The organism is Streptomyces sp. NPDC048419, assembly GCF_043200415.1.
In the GTDB taxonomy this organism is placed as follows: Bacteria; Actinomycetota; Actinomycetes; order Streptomycetales; family Streptomycetaceae; genus Streptomyces.
In genome coordinates this window covers 174,460-190,868 of sequence record NZ_JBICXT010000015.1, presented here as the reverse complement: position 1 = coordinate 190,868, position 16,409 = coordinate 174,460, and the positions used below count along the sequence as shown (strand labels likewise).

Sequence of the window (16,409 nt, the reverse complement as noted above, 5' to 3'; positions counted from 1 at the left end):
TAGCCGCACATCCAACGCAGCCCCGCGCCCCTTGAAAGCCACACCTGACCGGAGGTTCCACGTGAGCGTCAACGTTCGTATCCCGACCATCCTGCGCACCTACACCGGCGGCCAGGCCGAGGTGACCGCCGAAGGCGGCACTCTCGCCGAGGTCATCGCCGATCTGGAGAAGAACCACACGGGTATTGCCGCCCGTGTGCTCGACGACCAGGGCAAGCTGCGCCGCTTCGTCAATGTCTATGTGAACGACGACGACGTGCGTTTCGAGCAGGGCCTCGAGACGGCCACTCCGGACGGCGCCGGCGTCTCGATCATCCCGGCCGTCGCCGGAGGCTGACCAACAGGTCGCGCGCCCCGATTATTACCGTCGGTAAGGTCGGTTACGAAGAGTTCATCGAATTGCCCCCTCCGTGAGAGAAGCGGAGGGGGCAATTCTGCATGGTTGAGCACGGTACAGTTGGGGAACCGGCTCGGATCTGCATGCCGGATGCATATGGCTTCTGACTTCTCGGGCAGCGAGAAGTCGCCAAAGTGTGTAGGTTTTTTGCGTCTTATGCTCCTTTTATGGGGCCCGACTTGCCCTGAATTCTGGCGAATTCTCAGTAAATTCCCGACCGGTCGTGCCCGGAATTCTCGTCCGATTGACCTGTTGCAGACGGCAGTTGGACAGATACATTCAGCCGCGGTCGACGCGTTCCGGCGCACGCCCCCAACCGTGGGGGGTGAGGTCTGACCCGGATCCGCGAAGTGCGGGTCCGTGCAAGGGCCAGTAATAGGGGAGTTAGGCATGGCTCAGGGCACCGTCAAGTGGTTCAACGCGGAGAAGGGGTACGGCTTCATCGCGGTCGACGGTGGTGCGGATGTTTTCGTCCACTACAGCGCGATTCAGATGGACGGTTACCGCACCCTGGAAGAGGGTCAGCGGGTCGATTTCGAGATCTCGCAGGGCCAGAAGGGGCCGCAGGCGGACATGGTCCGACTGGCGACCAGCTGAAGCACGCGCCGGGTCACATCGCAGCGACGTTCTTCTTTTCTTGATCGAAGGGTCCGCGCCCTGGGTGCGGACCCTTCGGCATGCCCGGGCCCGGGCCGGCGGAGGCTCGCGGTCCGCCCACCCGGAAGCCCCGCCCGGCCCTTGGGACGCCGGCCCAGTCCCCGGGAGGCGCTTGCACTCGCATGGGTCGAGTGCTAATCATTGGCGTTAGCACTCTGAAGGTGAGAGTGACAAAGAAGGACCGGGTCGGTGAGGCCCGCAGGCCGGGTGGGGCAAGGAACCCACGGGTCGGCGAGCCGTCCGTCGCGGGCGCGGGCGCGGTCCGAAGGAATCACCCCCAGTCCTGGAGGGACCACTTCACATGGCCAAGATCATCGCGTTCGACGAGGAGGCGCGGCGCGGCCTCGAGCGCGGCATGAACCAGCTCGCGGACGCCGTCAAGGTGACGCTCGGCCCCAAGGGCCGCAACGTCGTCCTCGAGAAGAAGTGGGGCGCCCCCACGATCACCAACGATGGTGTCTCCATCGCCAAGGAGATCGAGCTCGAGGACCCGTACGAGAAGATCGGCGCCGAGCTGGTCAAGGAAGTCGCCAAGAAGACGGACGACGTCGCCGGTGACGGTACGACCACCGCGACCGTTCTCGCCCAGGCCCTGGTCAAGGAGGGCCTGCGCAACGTAGCCGCCGGCGCCAACCCGATGGCCCTCAAGCGCGGTATCGAGAAGGCCGTCGAGGCCGTCTCCGGTGCCCTGCTCGAGCAGGCCAAGGACGTGGAGACCAAGGAGCAGATCGCTTCGACGGCCTCCATCTCCGCCGCCGACACCCAGATCGGCGAGCTCATCGCCGAGGCCATGGACAAGGTCGGCAAGGAAGGCGTCATCACCGTCGAGGAGTCCCAGACCTTCGGTCTGGAGCTCGAGCTCACCGAGGGTATGCGCTTCGACAAGGGCTACATCTCGGCGTACTTCGCCACCGACATGGAGCGGATGGAGGCGTCGCTCGACGACCCGTACATCCTCATCGCCAACTCCAAGATCGGCTCCGTCAAGGACCTGCTCCCGCTCCTGGAGAAGGTCATGCAGTCGGGCAAGCCGCTGCTGATCATCGCCGAGGACGTCGAGGGCGAGGCCCTGTCGACCCTGGTCGTCAACAAGATCCGCGGCACCTTCAAGTCCGTCGCCGTCAAGGCCCCGGGCTTCGGTGACCGCCGCAAGGCGATGCTGAACGACATCGCCATCCTCACCGGCGGCGAGGTCATCTCCGAGGAGGTCGGTCTCAAGCTCGAGAACACCTCCCTCGACCTGCTGGGCCGCGCCCGCAAGGTGGTCATCACCAAGGACGAGACCACCATCGTCGACGGCGCCGGTTCCACGGACCAGGTGCAGGGCCGGGTCAACCAGATCCGCGCCGAGATCGAGAACAGCGACTCGGACTACGACCGCGAGAAGCTGCAGGAGCGCCTGGCGAAGCTCGCCGGCGGTGTCGCGGTCATCAAGGCCGGCGCCGCCACCGAGGTGGAGCTCAAGGAGCGCAAGCACCGCATCGAGGACGCCGTCCGCAACGCGAAGGCCGCCGTCGAGGAGGGCATCGTCGCCGGTGGTGGCGTCGCGCTCATCCAGGCGTCCACCGTCTTCGAGAAGCTGGACCTCGAGGGTGACGAGGCGACCGGCGCCAACGCCGTGCGCATCGCGCTCGAGGCCCCGCTGAAGCAGATCGCCGTCAACGCCGGCCTCGAGGGCGGTGTCGTGGTGGAGAAGGTGCGCAACCTGACCCCGGGGCACGGCCTGAACGCCGCGACCGGCGAGTACGTCGACCTGGTCAAGGAAGGCATCATCGACCCGGCGAAGGTGACCCGCTCTGCTCTGCAGAACGCCGCCTCCATCGCCGCGCTCTTCCTGACCACCGAGGCCGTCATCGCCGACAAGCCGGAGAAGGCCGCCGCGCCCGCCGGTGGCGGCATGCCGGGCGGTGACATGGACTTCTGATCGACCGGTTCCGGTTGATCGAGGTACCTGCCGAGGGCGGTATCCCCTGTTTCGACAGGGGGTGCCGCCCTTCGCTGTGTCCGGGGTCACAGCCGCAGGTGGCGGGGTGCGGAATGTGCGGTGGCGCATAGGCGGTTGCTTAAGGCAGTGCAACAATGCGCATGCACATACCAGCTGGTTCAGCGCAGCCGCTGACCGACAGATCCACTCGCTAGGAGCCCCCACGTGACCGTCACCGAGTCCCACGCCTCTCGTGCGGCCCAGATACTGTCCCGGCCGACCGCGATCAACGGCCTGACCGTCCCGAACCGCATCGTGATGGCGCCGATGACGCGCATGTTCTCCCCGGGCGGCGTCCCCGGCGAGGACGTGCTGTCGTACTACGCGCGCCGTGCCGCCGCGGGTGTCGGCCTGATCGTCACCGAGGGCACCTACGTCGGGCACGACTCGGCCGGGCAGAGCGACCGCGTCCCGCGCTTCCACGGCGAGGAGCAGCTGGCGGGATGGGCCAAGGTGGCCGACGCGGTGCACGCGGCGGGCGGCACGATCGTCCCGCAGCTGTGGCACATCGGCATGGTCCGCGAGCAGGGCCAGCCGCCCTTCGCGGACGCGCCCGCCGTCGGCCCCTCGGGTCTGCGCATCGGCGCCGACGAGGCCACCGGCAAGGCGATGGACCGGGCCGACCTCGACGCGGTGATCGGCGCGTTCGCCGAGGCGGCGGCCGCCGCCGAGCGCATCGGCTTCGACGGCGTGGAGCTGCACGGCGCCCACGGCTACCTCCTCGACCAGTTCCTGTGGGCGGGCACCAACCGCCGCACGGACGGCTACGGCGGCGACCGCGTGGCCCGTACGAAGTTCGCGGAGGAGATCGTCGCGGCGGTGCGGGAGGCTGTCTCGCCCGAGTTCCCGGTCCTCTTCCGCTACTCGCAGTGGAAGCAGGAGGCCTACGACGCCCGGCTCGCCGAGACCCCGGAGGAGCTGGAGGCCATCCTCGCGCCGCTCGCCGCCGCCGGCGTCGACGCCTTCCACGCCTCCACGCGCCGCTACTGGCTGCCCGAGTTCGACGACTCGGACCTCAACCTGGCCGGCTGGACCAAGAAGCTGACGGGCAAGCCCGCCATCACGGTCGGCTCGGTCGGTCTCGACGGCGACTTCATCCGGGCGTTCGCCGGTGAGGGCTCCGGGGTCCGCGGCATCGACGACCTGCTGGACCGGCTGGAGCGCGAGGAGTACGACTTCGTCGCCGTCGGGCGCGCCCTGCTCCAGGACCCCGAGTGGGCGGCGAAGGTCCTCGACGGCCGCGTCTCGGAGCTGAAGCCCTACGACGCGGCGGCGCTCAAGTCGCTGAGCTGACGCCTGACACCAGGCCGTCTTGTCACGGCTGACATTCTTGTCGCGGAGGTCGACTCAGGAGACCGACGCGACAAGGAGCCGAAGATGACGACAGTCGTGCGCACCGCCGCCGGTGCGGTGCGTGGGCGGCGCGAGGACGGGCTGACGGTGTTCCGCGGGATACCGTTCGCCCAACCTCCCGTCGCAGAGGCCCGGTTCGCCGCACCGCGGCCCGTGCGGGCGTGGGAGGGGACCCGGGAGGCGTACGCCTTCGGTCCCCCGCCCCCGCAGGAGTCCGGCATCCAGGGCCGCAAGGCGGTCCAGGATATGCTCGACGGCGACGACTGGCTGACCGTGAACGTCTGGACGCCGGAGGCGGATCCGGCCGCGCACCGCCCGGTGATGGTGTGGATCTACGGCGGGGCGTACAAGATCGGCCATGCCGGCAGCCCCGGTTACGACGCCCAACGCATCGCGCGTGAGGGCGACCTGGTCGTCGTGTCGCTCAACTACCGCGTCGGGATCGAGGGGTTCGCACTGCTCGACGGTGCGCCCGCCAACCGCGGTCTGCTCGACCAGGTGGCCGCGCTGGAATGGGTGCGGGACAACATCACGGCGTTCGGCGGCGATCCCGGACAGGTCACCGTGTTCGGCGAGTCGGCCGGTGCCGGGTCGGTGGCCTCGCTGCTGGCCATGCCCGCCGCACGCGGGCTCTTCCGGCGGGCCGTCGCGCAGAGCGTGCCCGGCACCTTCTTCTCCGACGAGCTGGCCCGCGACATCGCCTCCGCCATCGCCGAGGAGGCGGGACTGCGCCCGACGGCGGCCGACCTGGCCACCGTCGATCCCCGCCGACTGACCGCGGCGAGCGAGGCGTTGAGCGCCCGGATGACGTCGTACGGGGACCGATGGGGCCGGGTGGCCCCGACCTCCACGCCGTTCTCGCCGGTGGTCGACGGCGAGGTGCTGCCGTGCACCCCCTGGCAGGCGCTGGCCGCGGGCGCGGGACGGGACGTGGACCTGCTCGTCGGGCACAACCGGGACGAGTTCCGGCTGTTCCTCGCCATCGGCGGCCTCCTGGGCACCATCGGGGAGGAGCAGGCCTCCTGGGCGCTGCGGACGTTCGGGCCGGGGCCGGACGGGGAGCGGGCGTACCGCGCCGCCTTCCCCGAGGCGACGCCGGGCGAGCTGTTCGAACGGGTGCAGACCGACTGGCTGTTCAACGTCCCGTCCCTGCGCCTGGCCGAGGCACAGCTCGCGGGCGGCGGCCCCGCCCACGTCTACGAGCTGACCTGGCCGGCCCCGGGCGGTCTCGGCGCCTGCCACGGCCTCGACATCCCGCTGCTCTTCGGCACGTTCGAGGCGGACCTGGGGATGCTGCTGTTCGCGGGGAGCGAGGTTCCGGCGGAGGCGCGGGAACTCTCGGCGCGTTTCCGGAGTTCGTGGAGCGCGTTCGCCCGTACGGGCGACCCGGGCTGGCCCGCCTACGACGACCGGAAGCGCCTGGTCCAGGTGCTCGACGCGGCACCGGAGGTCGTCCCGTACCCGGAGGAGACCTCGCGGCGGCTGTGGGAGGGCCACGAGTTCACGGAACTGCCGCTGCTGAAGTGACGTACCGGCGCTACAGGTTGCCCAGCGGCTCGATGTCGACTTTCACCGGTGTGCCCCACACCCGCAGCACCTCGTAGTCGGTGAACTCGTGCACCAGCCGGTACGCCATCGCCGGGCGCGGGCCGCGGCGCTGGGCGGTGATGTACAGCTCCGCCTCGCGCCGGTCCCGCCTCGGCGTGCCGCACAGCTGCCACGTCTGCCCGTTCCACAGCTCCGGCAGCCAGCGCTGCTGGGGCTGCGGACGGTCGGCGCTGACGCCGTAGCGCGACGGCGCCGACCGGCCCGGGTTGGAGGGGAGGGGGCCGCCGTTGTACTCGGCCCTGCGGGCCGCCCTTCGCCGGGTCTCGCAGAGCAGGCAGAGGTCGTGCGCGTTCTCGTCCACCGGCCCGTTGGGATGCTCCGGGCAGCGGGTCGCGGGCGCGGCGCCGGTGACGCTGTCGTCCAGCAGCTCCAGTGCGCGGCGGAGGTCCGCCTTGACCTCGTGCAGCTTGCCGTCCGGCGTGTCGGCGGTGAGGGATTCGCCGTGCTCCCCGAGGAGACGGAGGGCACGGCCCAGGGCGGTCAGCTGGGCGTGGTTCATGGGTATCAGTGTGCGCGGTGCTTGAGGTCTTCGACGAACGCGGTCCAGGTCTCCGGGCGGAAGGTCAGTTTCGGGCCGTGGGGGGTCTTGGAGTCCCGTACGGGCACCAGGGTGGGTTGGCCGTGGCTCACTTCCAGGCAGTTGCCGCCGCTGCCGCCGCTGTAGCTGGACCTGTACCAGGTGTCTTCAGGGATGCTCCTCATGGGCGTAATCCTGCGCCACGGCCTCAATCAAGGCCAGGGAGTTCTCGGGAGACAGCGCACTGGCGGTGAGGAGGTCGTAGGTCAGCCGATGGCGGCGGACGGTGGCCGGATCGTCCTCCAGGCGTCCGATGCCGGGTCCCTCGAAGTAGACCAACGGCGGTGCGTCCTCGAAGTCCATCAGTTTGATGGCGCCCTCCATGCCCGGATGCGCTCCCGCCTCGAACGCCAGCACTTGGGCGATCACCCGGCTTCGGTGCACCAGCCCCGCGATGTGGCGCAGCGCCTCCGCCATCACCGCCCGCCCACCCGTCACCCGGCGTACAGCGGCTTCGTCAACCACGGCCCACAACAACGGCTCTGTTGGATCAGCGAGGAGCCGGGCCCGTCCCATCCGTGCCGCCACCAGCTCCTCGATCACCTCCTCCGGTGCCGTTGGCTGATAGGCCCGGAATACAGCACGTGCGTACGCAGGTGTCTGCAGCAACCCCGGGATCAGCTGCGGCGTGTACTCCCGAACCTGTGCGGCAGCGGCCTCCGCCTCCGCCGCCTCGGCGAAATGCTCCGGATAGCGGGACTTCGCCGCCGCCCCACAGTTCCGCTGAAAGAAATCCTCCGTGCTCAGCGCGTCATCGAGCAGCCGCGCATACTCCGGCTGCATCCGCCGCGTGCCCGCCTCCAGCTGCCCCACGAACGAGCCGCTCACGAACAGCCGTACCCCGAGCTCCTCCTGGCTCAGCCCCGACTTCTCCCGCGCGTGGCGCAACTCCGCGCCCAGCAGGGCTCGTGGTGACGACGACGGGTCGAGGTCCTTCGGTCCCGGCATGGGCAACTCCCTGTCCGACAGACATGGTTGTTGGACGGCACGTATGGCCAGGCTAGAGCCGTGACGGACACGCTGGGTGGCGAACAGTGAACTCAGTGTGGAGGTACGAGCACCGTGCGACCGACCGAAGAAGTCGTCGAAACCCTGCGAGCCGCCCTCGTGGGTGTCGGCGTCGTCCTGCCCTCCCTCACCGTCGACCCCGTCACCGGCGCGAGCGACGAGCCGTTCGCCCTCGTGGACCTGGGCCGCTGCAACACCCGTACCGCGGAGCGGCTGGCGTCCGTGCTGCGCGGCGAGCGGCCGCCGGTCGGCGCGCATGCCGTGGACGTACGGGACGGGCGGGTCGGGGAGGTGATGGGACATGTCGGCGGCCGGGTGCAGCTGCGGCCCGTCGCCGGTGGGCGCGAGTGGGACTGCCCGCCGGAGTCGGCCGAAACGGCGTCGCCGGAGGAGGTGATGCGGGCGCGTGTCCGGAAGGCCAACAGCCAGGGCCGGCTGCCGTGCTGAGGGCGCGCCTGCCGTAGCCGTACGCTTCAGCCGGACGCCGCCGCCAGCGCCGCCCGCAGGTGGCCGTCGGAGTCCGCCAGCAGGCGGGCCGCCGTCGGGCCGTCCACGTCGGCCAGGAGGGCCAGGATCGCGTTCTTCACCTCGCCGTCGGTGGCGGCGAGGGCCCGCTCGATCTCGTCGTCCGTCGCCCCCGTGGCGAGGGCGACGATACGGCGGGAGCGGGCGCGCAGCTTCTCGTTCGAGGCGCGTACGTCGACCATCAGGTTCCCGTACGTCTTGCCCAGCCGGATCATCGTGATCGTCGAGAGCATGTTGAGCACGAGCTTCTGCGCCGTGCCCGCCTTCAGGCGGGTGGAGCCGGTGAGCAGCTCGGGCCCGACGACGATCTCCAGACCGTGCTCGGCGGCGGCGGCGAGCGCACTGCCGGCGTTGCAGGACAGCCCGATGGTCAACGCGCCCAGCGCGCGGGCGTGTTCGACGGCGGCGATGGCGTACGGGGTGCGGCCGGAGGCGGAGACGCCGACCACGGTGTCGGCGGCCAGGAGACCGAGTGCGTCGAGGTCGTCCCGGGCGAGCTGCGCGGAGTCCTCGGCGCCCTCGACGGAGGTCACCATCGCCTCGGGCCCGCCCGCGATCAGGCCCACGACCTGGTCCGGGTCGGTGTTGAAGGTCGGCGGGCACTCGGAGGCGTCCAGCACGCCGAGCCGCCCGGCGGTGCCGGCCCCGGCGTAGACCAGCCGCCCCCCGCGCGCCATCCGCTCCGCGACGGCGTCGATGGCGGCGGCGATCTCGGGCAGCCGCCGCGCCACCGCCGTGGGCACGGTGGCGTCCTCCCCGTTCATGAGGCGGGCGATGTCGAGGGTGGGCAGCCGATCGATGTCGGCGAGTTCGGGCCGGAACGCCTCGGTGGTCAGGGCTTCCAACTCGGCTCGGAGTTCACGGGGGCTGGATGTGGAGGTCATAGGGGCGCGGCTCTTTCGAAGTGCGGTCCGGTGAGGGTCTTTGAGGGGCGCGGGGCTTGCTTGGATGTGCGGCTGCCGCCGCGTCGGCGCGACCAGCCACATCGGCCCGCAGACGATCCACAGCCTCCGGTTCTACGGTCTAGCGCCTGTGCCGATGTGCCAGTGCTTCGTAGGACGCGGCCAGCGCGGGCCCCGCCGTGTCGTACGTCCGCTGCGCCACTCCCACGAACAGGCAGTCCACGACAAGGAGCTGGCTGGTCCGGGACGACATCGCCGCTGGGCGCAACTCGCTCTCACGGGCGGTGGACGTCGTCAGCACGTGATCGGCGTACTGAGTGACCGCCCCGTCCGGCCGCCCCGTGATCGCGACGGTGGTCGCGCCGTGCTCGAAGGCGACCCGCAGCGGCTCGATGACGTCCCCGGTCGACCCCGAGTGCGTGATCGCGATGGCGACGTCGCCGCCGCGCAGCTGCACCGCGTTGGTCACGGCGAGGTGCGGGTCGCTGTGCGCGTGGGCCAGCAGCCCGATCCGCAGCAGCTTCTGCACCAGGTCCTGGGCGACGAGACCGGACGCCCCGACGCCGTAGACGTCGATCCGCCGCGCGGCTGCCGCCGCGCTCACCGCGGCCGCGAGCTGCACGGTGTCGAGTCCGGCCGCCGTGTCCGCGAGGGTCTGCTGCTCGTCGTAGGCGAGTTTGGCCACGACGTCGGCTATGGGGTCGTCGACCGCTATGTCGGTGGTGATGGCGGGCGCCCGCCCGGACTGCTGCTGGGCGGCCAGCCCGGCGAGGGCGAGCCGCAGATCGCGGTATCCGGGGTAGCCGAGCAGTCTGGCCGTGCGCACGACCGTCGCCTCGCTGGTGCCGGTGAGCTCGGCGAGGCCGGTGACCGTGAGCGCCGCGCAGCCGGCCGGGTCGCCGGCGACGGCCTCGGCGACCCGCTGCATGGAGCGGGTCATGGAGGGCCCGAGGGTGCGCACCTTCGCGGCGAGCGCGGCCGGTGCGGGAGGCGCGGGACGCGCCGCGCCCGGCGTGCCCGCTCCCTCGGATGCGAAAATTTCCTTCACGTTCTGGGTCACGTATGAAAGATATTTTCGGCTCGGTCCTGCGGTCAAGAGTGCGCACAATGGGGACATGCACCCCATCAGTCCCCTGGAACAGACGCTGCATGCCGCACGCGCCCTCGTCCTCGCCGATCTGGCCGCCGGTGACGTCACGGCCTCGGACGTGGTGTCGATGGTCGAGGAGTCCGTCGCGCAGCGGCGCTGGTGGGTCGAGCAGTGGCCGGAGGGCGCGGACTACGTGGCGGGCCTCGTCGCGCAGGACGTCCAGGACGCCCTGCTGGAGGCGTACGGCCGCTGGCCGCTGTGCCCGGCCTGCGGCGGGGCCGACCCGCACGCCTTGGAGGTCGAACCGGAGCTGGGTCCCGATCCGCACTGGGTCTGCCACAAGGCGGGCGTGAAGGTCGCGGCGCTGGGCTCGCTGGCAGGGGCCACCGGCGAAGCGGCGTCCTCGTGACGGTCTACATCGACCCGCCCACCTGGCCGGGCCACGGCCGGATGTGGTCCCACCTGGTCAGCGATCTCTCCTACGACGAACTGCACGTCTTCGCCGAGAAGCTGGGCGTCCCCAGACGGGCATTCGAGCGCGACCACTACGACATCCCCTCCCACCGGTACGCGGACGCGGTGCGCGCCGGCGCGGTGGAGGTCAGCAGCCGCGAGGTGGTGCGGTTGCTGACCGGGGCGGGGCTGCGGCGGCCCAAGGGGCGGCCCTAGGGTTGGAGTTCGTAGGCGAGCCCTTCCTCGTCCTCGCTCACCTGCCGGAAGCCCGCGCGGGTGACGACCGCCTGGGAAGGGCGGTTGGCGCGGTCGATCGTCGCGAAGAGGGTGCGGACGTCGTCGCGGGCGAAGGCCCAGTCGGACAGGGCGCGCAGGGCCTCGGTCGCGTAGCCGTTGCCGCGGGCGGGCTCGGCGAGGTCGTAGCCGATCTCGGTCCGGCCCTCCTCGTCCGGGTGGCCGTGGAAGCCCATGCCGCCGACCGCGCGGCCGTCCTCGCGGCGAACGAGTGCGAAGACGCCGAACTCCGGTTGGTGCAGGCCCCCTTCGTACGCCTTCAGCATGAAGCCGGAGGCCTCCCGGGTGCCGTCGAACGGGCCGCCCTCGATCCAGTCGAACCCGCCGTCGCCGCCCATCACGAGGTCGCGCGCGGACGCGGGCGTGATGCCCTGGAGGGTGAGGCGCCCGGCGGGGATGACCAGGTTGTTGCGCCAGCGCCACTCGGTGACCGGGGCGCGGCCGGGCAGGTCGCCGCGGCCGGTGGCCCACAGGAAGGTGCGCCAGTGGTCGGGGCCCGGCTGGACGTGCGGGAAGATGTGGGTGAGGACGAACTCGGGCAGGACGGCGGGTGGTTCGTAGGTCAGGCCAAGGCCCTCGGCGATGTCGTGCGTGTGGGCGAGGACCTCGGCGATGCCCATCGCGGCGAAGCCCTCGCGGTTCGCGCTGCGGAACGGGTACGGGTGGAAGGCGCGGACCTCGCGCGGCGTCGTGCGGATGGTGGCGGCGAACAGGGCGCCCGTCGTCTCGATCACGTGGAGCAGGCCCGTGTTGTCGGTGCCCTCGTCGAGCGTGATGTCGAAGGGGACGTAGGCGTCCTGGGCCCGTCCGGCCAGGTTGGCGGCGTAGGCGATGAGGTCCTCGGCGATGTGGAACGCCGTCTCGTGGCAGTTCCACTCCAGCCGGCCGGCCCGCACCGCCCGCCAGTCCCGGTCCACGGCGGTCCGCAGCACCGCGACGCAGCCCTCTACTGCCTCCTGCAACCTGTTCCCGCCCCATGCACGCATAGGCCGCAGACTAGGGCGCCGGGTCCTCGGGAAGCGACAGGATTTCCAGCTCCGCGCCGATGTTGTAGCGCGCCGTCGCCTCCCACTCGGCCTGTCCGTGGGGCGTCCTGAACAGCCGCGGAAGATCGAGGAGTTGGCGCAGGACCGCGGCGCGGCCGGTCCGGAAGGCGTCGTTCGGCACGAAGTGGTACTCCTCGCGGACGGCGGCCGTGTAGGCGGCGTACACCGACGGGGGCGCGGCGAGGATCGCGAGGTCGGCGTCGCACAGTACCTGGCCGTCCCGGTCGTCCTCGGACGGGTCGTGGGTGACGGTGAGACGGACCAGACGGGCCACTTCGGCGGTCTTGTGCTCCGGCACCCCGGCCTCGGGCAGGGCGCGCTCGGCGAGACGGGCGGAGCGCTCCTCGTTCTCGGAGCGGTCGGGCAGGTAGACCGCGTCGTGGAACCAGGCCGCGAGGCGCACGACGTCCGGGTCGGCCGCGTACTCCTGCAGTACGTCCACGCGTTCCAGCACCGCCGTCAGATGCGTGAGCGTGTGGTAGTGCCGCTGCGGCTCCTGCCAGCGGGCCAGGAGATTGTCGGCGTACGGAGCCGGATCGGGACCGGCACCGGCGGCACGGGCTCCTTCCAGCGCACGGGTCCAGCGAAAACGCAGGGCTTCGAGATCGGCCATGCGCCCATTCTCCCGCCGATCCCTGCGGGGCCCGGCGCGGGATCGGCCGGGTCGGTGCGCGTCGGCCCTGTGCCGCTCGTCCGGCGGAGCCCCTAGCGTGGAGGTCATGACTACTGCCGAGGTACGTGACCCCGAACTGCCCGGGCGGCTGCTGATCACCGAGCGGGACGCGCTGGTGCCGCTGCTGCGGGCGCGGCCGGACGACGACTTCGCGCTGCCGACCGCCGCGTGTCCGGGGTGGTCGGTGCGGGATGTGCTCGCGCACTGTTCGTCCGCGCTGATGCGGGTGGTGGAGAGCCGGTACGAGGAGGGGGTGTTCTCGCCCGAGTGCAACGACCGCGACATCGCCGAGCGCGCCGGCTGGACGAACGCTCAGGTCGTCGACGAGCTGGAGCGCGGGATGACCGAGGCCGGGCCGGTGATCGCCAAGGCGGGCGGTGTGCTGGACATGGTCGCGCTGGGGGAGTGGGTGCACGCCGGTGACGTACGCGACACCTTCGGGGAGCCGGGGGCGTACGAGGGCCCCGGGCTGCCGGACGCGCTCACCCTGCTCGTGCGGATCACGCGGGAGAAGGAGCATCTGCCGCTGCACGCCGACCTCGACGACGTGGACGAGCCGCAGCGCCTCGGGGACCTGGCCGCCTCGCGGCCCCCGGCCCGTTTCATCGGCCGCGCCGCCGACCTCGTGCGGCTGTACTCGGGGCGGCCGGTGAAGGGGGCCGGTTTCGAGCTGGTGGGCGTCGAGGCGGGGGAGCTGAACATCTTCGGGTGACGCCGGGGCGTCGTGGACCGGCGGGGGCACGGGCTAGGCTGTGAATTGGACTAGACCTGTATCGCCCGCCGAGTCGACGAATGGGGCCCCATGAGCAAGCGTGCAGTCCTGGAGGTGATCGCCCTCGGAGTCGAGGACGCGGTCGCCGCCCAGGCCGGAGGCGCGGACCGCCTCGAGCTGGTCACCGACATGGCGGCCGACGGGCTGACCCCGTCGGTCGAGACCTTCGCCCGGATCCGCGCCGCCGTCGACATCTCGCTGCGGGTGATGCTGCGGTTGGCGGACGGGTTCGCGGTGGGGGACGCCGAGCGGCTGCTGGAGACCGCCGGGCGGATGCGGGCCGCCGGCGCCCAGGAGTTCGTGCTCGGATTCCTCGACGCGGGCGGCGCCGTCGACCTCTCCACCGTGGAGCGCCTCGTGGGAGAGCTGGACGGCTGCCCGTGGACCTTCCACCGGGCCATCGACCGCGCCGCGGACCGGGACGCGCTGCGCAAGCAGCTCGACGGGCTGCCGGGCCTGGACGCGTATCTCACCGCCGGTTCGGCCGCGGGCGTGGACGACGGGCTCCCCGTGCTGCTCGCCGAGGCGGCGCGGCGCGGGGAGCCGGGCTACGAGCCGCAGATCATGGTCGGCGGCGGCCTCCGTCTGGAGCACGTGCCCCGGCTGAAGGCTGCGGGCGTCGAGGCGTTCCACATCGGCGGGGCGGCGCGGCCGGACGGTTGGGAGGGGCCGGTGTCGCGAGAGGCCGTGCTGGAGTGGCGGCACGTGCTGGACGCACGGTGAGTGATCCCCTTCAGCGGCGCGGGGAACTGCGCGACCGGCCTCAGTCCTCCAGTTGTGCAGGCAACGGTGCTGAATGCGTCACGATCAACCCCGACACCGCCCGGGTCAGTGCCACGTACAGGCGCCGCAGGCCCGTGCGTTCGTCGGGCTCGCCGTCGACCACGGCCTGCGGTTCGTCGAGGACCACGTAGTCGTACTCCAGGCCCTTGGCCAGCGACGCCGGGACCAGGGTGAGACGGGTCTCGGCCGTCGTCTCCTCACCCGGGGCCAGGTAGGGGATGCCGGCCGCCGTCAGCGCCTCGGCCACGGAGGCCACGCGGGCGTCGGCCGCGATCAGGCCCGTCGAGCCCTCGTTGCGGAGCAACTCCTCGCAGGCGGTGACCACTTCGGCGGTCCCGGTGGTCGCGCGGAGGTCGAAGAAGCCCGGGTTCTCCCGGACCGAGGCGACCGGGGTCAGGCCGGGGGCGATGTGCGGGAGCAGCCGGGAGGCGTAGGCGATGACGTCCGTCGGGACGCGGAAGCCGGCCGTCAGCTCCTCGACCACGCCCTCCGACTTGCCGAGGTGGGCCAGCGCCTCGTCCCAACTCCGCGTCGCCCAGGGCGTGGTGCCCTGCGCCAGGTCGCCCAGGACGGTCGCCGAGCCGGTGGTGCAGCGGCGGCCGACCGCGCGGTACTGCATGGGCGAGAGGTCCTGCGCCTCGTCCAGCACCACATGGCCGAGGGAGTGGGTGCGCTGCACCAGGTCCGTCGCCTCGTCGATCAGCACCGCGTCCGCGGACGAGAATCTGGCCGTCTTCACCGACCGCGCCGGCTTCGCCCACAGGATCGTCTTCTGCTCGTCCCCCGTGAGCACGCCGTCCGCGTGCGCGGCGAGGAAGTCCGCGTCCCCGAGCAGGCGCAGTACGAGCTTGGCCGGGTCGACCGGCGGCCAGAGCTGCTTGACGGCCGCCTTCACCGCGGCGTTGCGGGCGACCGCGTCCTGCACCCGGTCGTCGGGCGCCTCGCCCGACCGCTCCATCTGCACCAGCACGGCGTGCGCGATGCGCTGCGGAAGGGCCTCGCGGGCGGCGCCGTAGCGGATGCCGCGGTCGAGCAACTCGCGGACGATGTCCTCCAGTTCGTAGGCGGGCACGCGCCAGCGGCGTGAGCCGCGCACCACCATGACCGGCTCGGTGGGCATGGTGACGTGCGAGAGGACGGCCCTGCGCAGCACCTCCGCCATCCGCGCGTCGCCCTTGACGATCGCGGCGGGCGCGTCGTCCGTGCCCCGCACCTGGACGGTGCCCGCCACCAGGTCGTCGACGGTGGCCTGCTGCACGGTCAACTCGCCCAGTGCGGGCAGCACTTGCTCGATGTAGTGCAGGAAGGAGCGGTTCGGGCCGATGACCAGGGTGCCGGTGCGGGCGAGCCGCTCCCGGTGGGCGTAGAGGAGGTAGGCGACCCGGTGCAGGCCGACCGCCGTCTTCCCGGTGCCGGGGCCGCCCTGCACGCACACCGTGCCGCCCAGCCCGCTGCGGACGATCTCGTCCTGCTCGGGCTGGATCGTCGCCACGATGTCGCGCATGGGGCCGACGCGTGGGCGCTCGATCTCCTGCTGGAGCAGCTTGCTGGTGCGGGCCGCCTCACCCGGGTCCAAGAGGTGCTCGTCCTCGTAGGCCGTGATCTCGCCGCGCGTGTAGCCGAAGCGGCGGCGCAGCGAGACGTCCAGCGGGTCCTTCTTGGACGCCCGGTAGAACGGCTGCGAGACCGGCGCGCGCCAGTCGATGACCATCGGATCGCCGTCGTCGTCGTGCACGTGCCGGCGCCCGATGTAGAAGCGCTCGCCGTCAGCCCCCTCGGCCTGGTCGGCGCCGGGAGCGTGCAGGTAGTCGAGGCGGCCGAAGAAGAGCGGGGTGTCGCTGAGGTCGGCCAGCGCCTTGATGCGCTCGTCGATCTGGCGGGCCAGCACCTCGGCGTTGACCCAGTTCGCGGTGACGTCGCTGATGTCGAGCGACTCGACGTCCTCGCGCATGGCGCGCAGCGCGGCCCGCGAGGAGGCGAGGTGGGAGCGCTCTCGGGAGAGTGGTTCGAGGGGGTCGTCGACGGGCGTGGACAAGGGGATGCCTCCGGAGACCTACGAGCAGGTGGCTGAGAGGGCCGGCCGGTTTCCGTCCGGGCGGCAGCGCTCCACGGGGGAGGCGGGCAAGAGCGGAGATTGTAGACGGGCGGCCCAGGCGGGAGCCAACGGTTTTTCCTCCCCCTAGGGGACGCCCCTGTCGTACCCCGGAGGGAGGGCCCTGCCCGGAGTCGTACGTCATGGCGAAGCAGGTTCGGACCGGAGGCCGATGTTCTCCTTATGCCTCACGAC

The 16,409-nt window shown here is 71.4% G+C and carries 18 protein-coding genes; 10 read left to right on the top strand and 8 right to left on the bottom strand.

The features are described 5' to 3' along the window. Positions 1-61: 61 nt before the first annotated feature. From ACGFYN_RS28985 to ACGFYN_RS28965, 5 genes are all read left to right on the top strand, one after another. On the top strand, positions 62-337 hold the full coding sequence (locus ACGFYN_RS28985) for a MoaD/ThiS family protein (RefSeq protein ID WP_189186171.1): 276 nt from the start codon (positions 62-64) through the stop codon (positions 335-337). Positions 338-787: 450 nt separating this feature from the next. Then, positions 788-994, top strand: coding sequence for a cold-shock protein (locus ACGFYN_RS28980; RefSeq protein WP_019057200.1), 207 nt, complete (start codon positions 788-790; stop codon positions 992-994). Between the two features lie 361 nt (positions 995-1,355). After that, positions 1,356-2,978: a chaperonin GroEL gene (groL, locus tag ACGFYN_RS28975; protein WP_393868831.1), complete on the top strand. Its 1,623-nt coding sequence runs from the start codon at positions 1,356-1,358 to the stop codon at positions 2,976-2,978. 225 nt (positions 2,979-3,203) lie between these two features. After that, entirely contained in the window at positions 3,204-4,331 is a 1,128-nt protein-coding gene (locus tag ACGFYN_RS28970) for an NADH:flavin oxidoreductase (protein WP_393868830.1), read from the top strand. Positions 4,332-4,415: 84 nt separating this feature from the next. Then, positions 4,416-5,918, top strand: coding sequence for a carboxylesterase/lipase family protein (locus tag ACGFYN_RS28965; RefSeq protein WP_393868829.1), 1,503 nt, complete (start codon positions 4,416-4,418; stop codon positions 5,916-5,918). Between the two features lie 10 nt (positions 5,919-5,928). Here the strand turns inward: ACGFYN_RS28965 and ACGFYN_RS28960 are convergent, their stop codons facing one another. The 3 genes from ACGFYN_RS28960 to ACGFYN_RS28950 are packed head-to-tail and all read right to left on the bottom strand — an operon-like array spanning position 5,929 to position 7,524. Continuing rightward, complete coding sequence (locus tag ACGFYN_RS28960) at positions 5,929-6,498, bottom strand: hypothetical protein (RefSeq protein WP_393868828.1); 570 nt, start codon at positions 6,496-6,498, stop codon at positions 5,929-5,931. A 5-nt stretch (positions 6,499-6,503) separates the two neighbouring features. Further along, positions 6,504-6,701 (bottom strand): DUF397 domain-containing protein, encoded by a 198-nt coding sequence (locus ACGFYN_RS28955; RefSeq protein WP_393868827.1) that lies wholly within the window; start codon positions 6,699-6,701, stop codon positions 6,504-6,506. After that, positions 6,685-7,524, bottom strand: coding sequence for a helix-turn-helix domain-containing protein (locus ACGFYN_RS28950; RefSeq protein WP_393868826.1), 840 nt, complete (start codon positions 7,522-7,524; stop codon positions 6,685-6,687). Before ACGFYN_RS28950 ends, ACGFYN_RS28955 begins: the two co-directional genes overlap by 17 nt. A gap of 114 nt (positions 7,525-7,638) precedes the next feature. Between ACGFYN_RS28950 and ACGFYN_RS28945 the strand changes: the two genes are divergently transcribed. Continuing rightward, positions 7,639-8,031: a hypothetical protein gene (locus tag ACGFYN_RS28945; protein WP_393868825.1), complete on the top strand. Its 393-nt coding sequence runs from the start codon at positions 7,639-7,641 to the stop codon at positions 8,029-8,031. 26 nt (positions 8,032-8,057) lie between these two features. Here ACGFYN_RS28945 and murQ read toward each other — a convergent pair whose 3' ends face one another. Together murQ and ACGFYN_RS28935 are read right to left on the bottom strand one after the other, a co-directional pair. After that, complete coding sequence (murQ, locus tag ACGFYN_RS28940; protein WP_393868824.1) at positions 8,058-8,993, bottom strand: N-acetylmuramic acid 6-phosphate etherase; 936 nt, start codon at positions 8,991-8,993, stop codon at positions 8,058-8,060. A gap of 139 nt (positions 8,994-9,132) precedes the next feature. After that, entirely contained in the window at positions 9,133-10,071 is a 939-nt protein-coding gene (locus ACGFYN_RS28935) for a MurR/RpiR family transcriptional regulator (RefSeq protein ID WP_393868823.1), read from the bottom strand. Positions 10,072-10,126: 55 nt separating this feature from the next. Here ACGFYN_RS28935 and ACGFYN_RS28930 point away from each other — a divergent pair, with 55 nt between their 5' ends. Together ACGFYN_RS28930 and ACGFYN_RS28925 are read left to right on the top strand one after the other, a co-directional pair. After that, on the top strand, positions 10,127-10,510 hold the full coding sequence (locus tag ACGFYN_RS28930; protein WP_393868822.1) for a hypothetical protein: 384 nt from the start codon (positions 10,127-10,129) through the stop codon (positions 10,508-10,510). Beyond that, entirely contained in the window at positions 10,507-10,770 is a 264-nt protein-coding gene (locus ACGFYN_RS28925; RefSeq protein ID WP_393868821.1) for a DUF4031 domain-containing protein, read from the top strand. The genes ACGFYN_RS28930 and ACGFYN_RS28925 overlap by 4 nt, the downstream gene beginning before the upstream one ends. Here ACGFYN_RS28925 and ACGFYN_RS28920 read toward each other — a convergent pair. Further along, positions 10,767-11,834: a GNAT family N-acetyltransferase gene (locus ACGFYN_RS28920; protein ID WP_393868820.1), complete on the bottom strand. Its 1,068-nt coding sequence runs from the start codon at positions 11,832-11,834 to the stop codon at positions 10,767-10,769. The two genes, ACGFYN_RS28925 and ACGFYN_RS28920, sit on opposite strands and share 4 nt — an antisense overlap. A gap of 10 nt (positions 11,835-11,844) precedes the next feature. Then, the gene (locus ACGFYN_RS28915; RefSeq protein WP_393868819.1) at positions 11,845-12,507 is read right to left on the bottom strand and encodes a hypothetical protein; all 663 of its coding nucleotides are present in this window, start codon (positions 12,505-12,507) and stop codon (positions 11,845-11,847) included. Between the two features lie 106 nt (positions 12,508-12,613). Here ACGFYN_RS28915 and ACGFYN_RS28910 point away from each other — a divergent pair, with 106 nt between their 5' ends. After that, positions 12,614-13,279 (top strand): maleylpyruvate isomerase family mycothiol-dependent enzyme, encoded by a 666-nt coding sequence (locus tag ACGFYN_RS28910; protein ID WP_393868818.1) that lies wholly within the window; start codon positions 12,614-12,616, stop codon positions 13,277-13,279. A 90-nt stretch (positions 13,280-13,369) separates the two neighbouring features. Continuing rightward, positions 13,370-14,062, top strand: coding sequence for a copper homeostasis protein CutC (locus ACGFYN_RS28905; protein ID WP_393868817.1), 693 nt, complete (start codon positions 13,370-13,372; stop codon positions 14,060-14,062). A 40-nt stretch (positions 14,063-14,102) separates the two neighbouring features. Here ACGFYN_RS28905 and ACGFYN_RS28900 read toward each other — a convergent pair whose 3' ends face one another. Then, on the bottom strand, positions 14,103-16,157 hold the full coding sequence (locus tag ACGFYN_RS28900) for a HelD family protein (protein ID WP_393868816.1): 2,055 nt from the start codon (positions 16,155-16,157) through the stop codon (positions 14,103-14,105). Positions 16,158-16,409 lie beyond the last annotated feature (252 nt).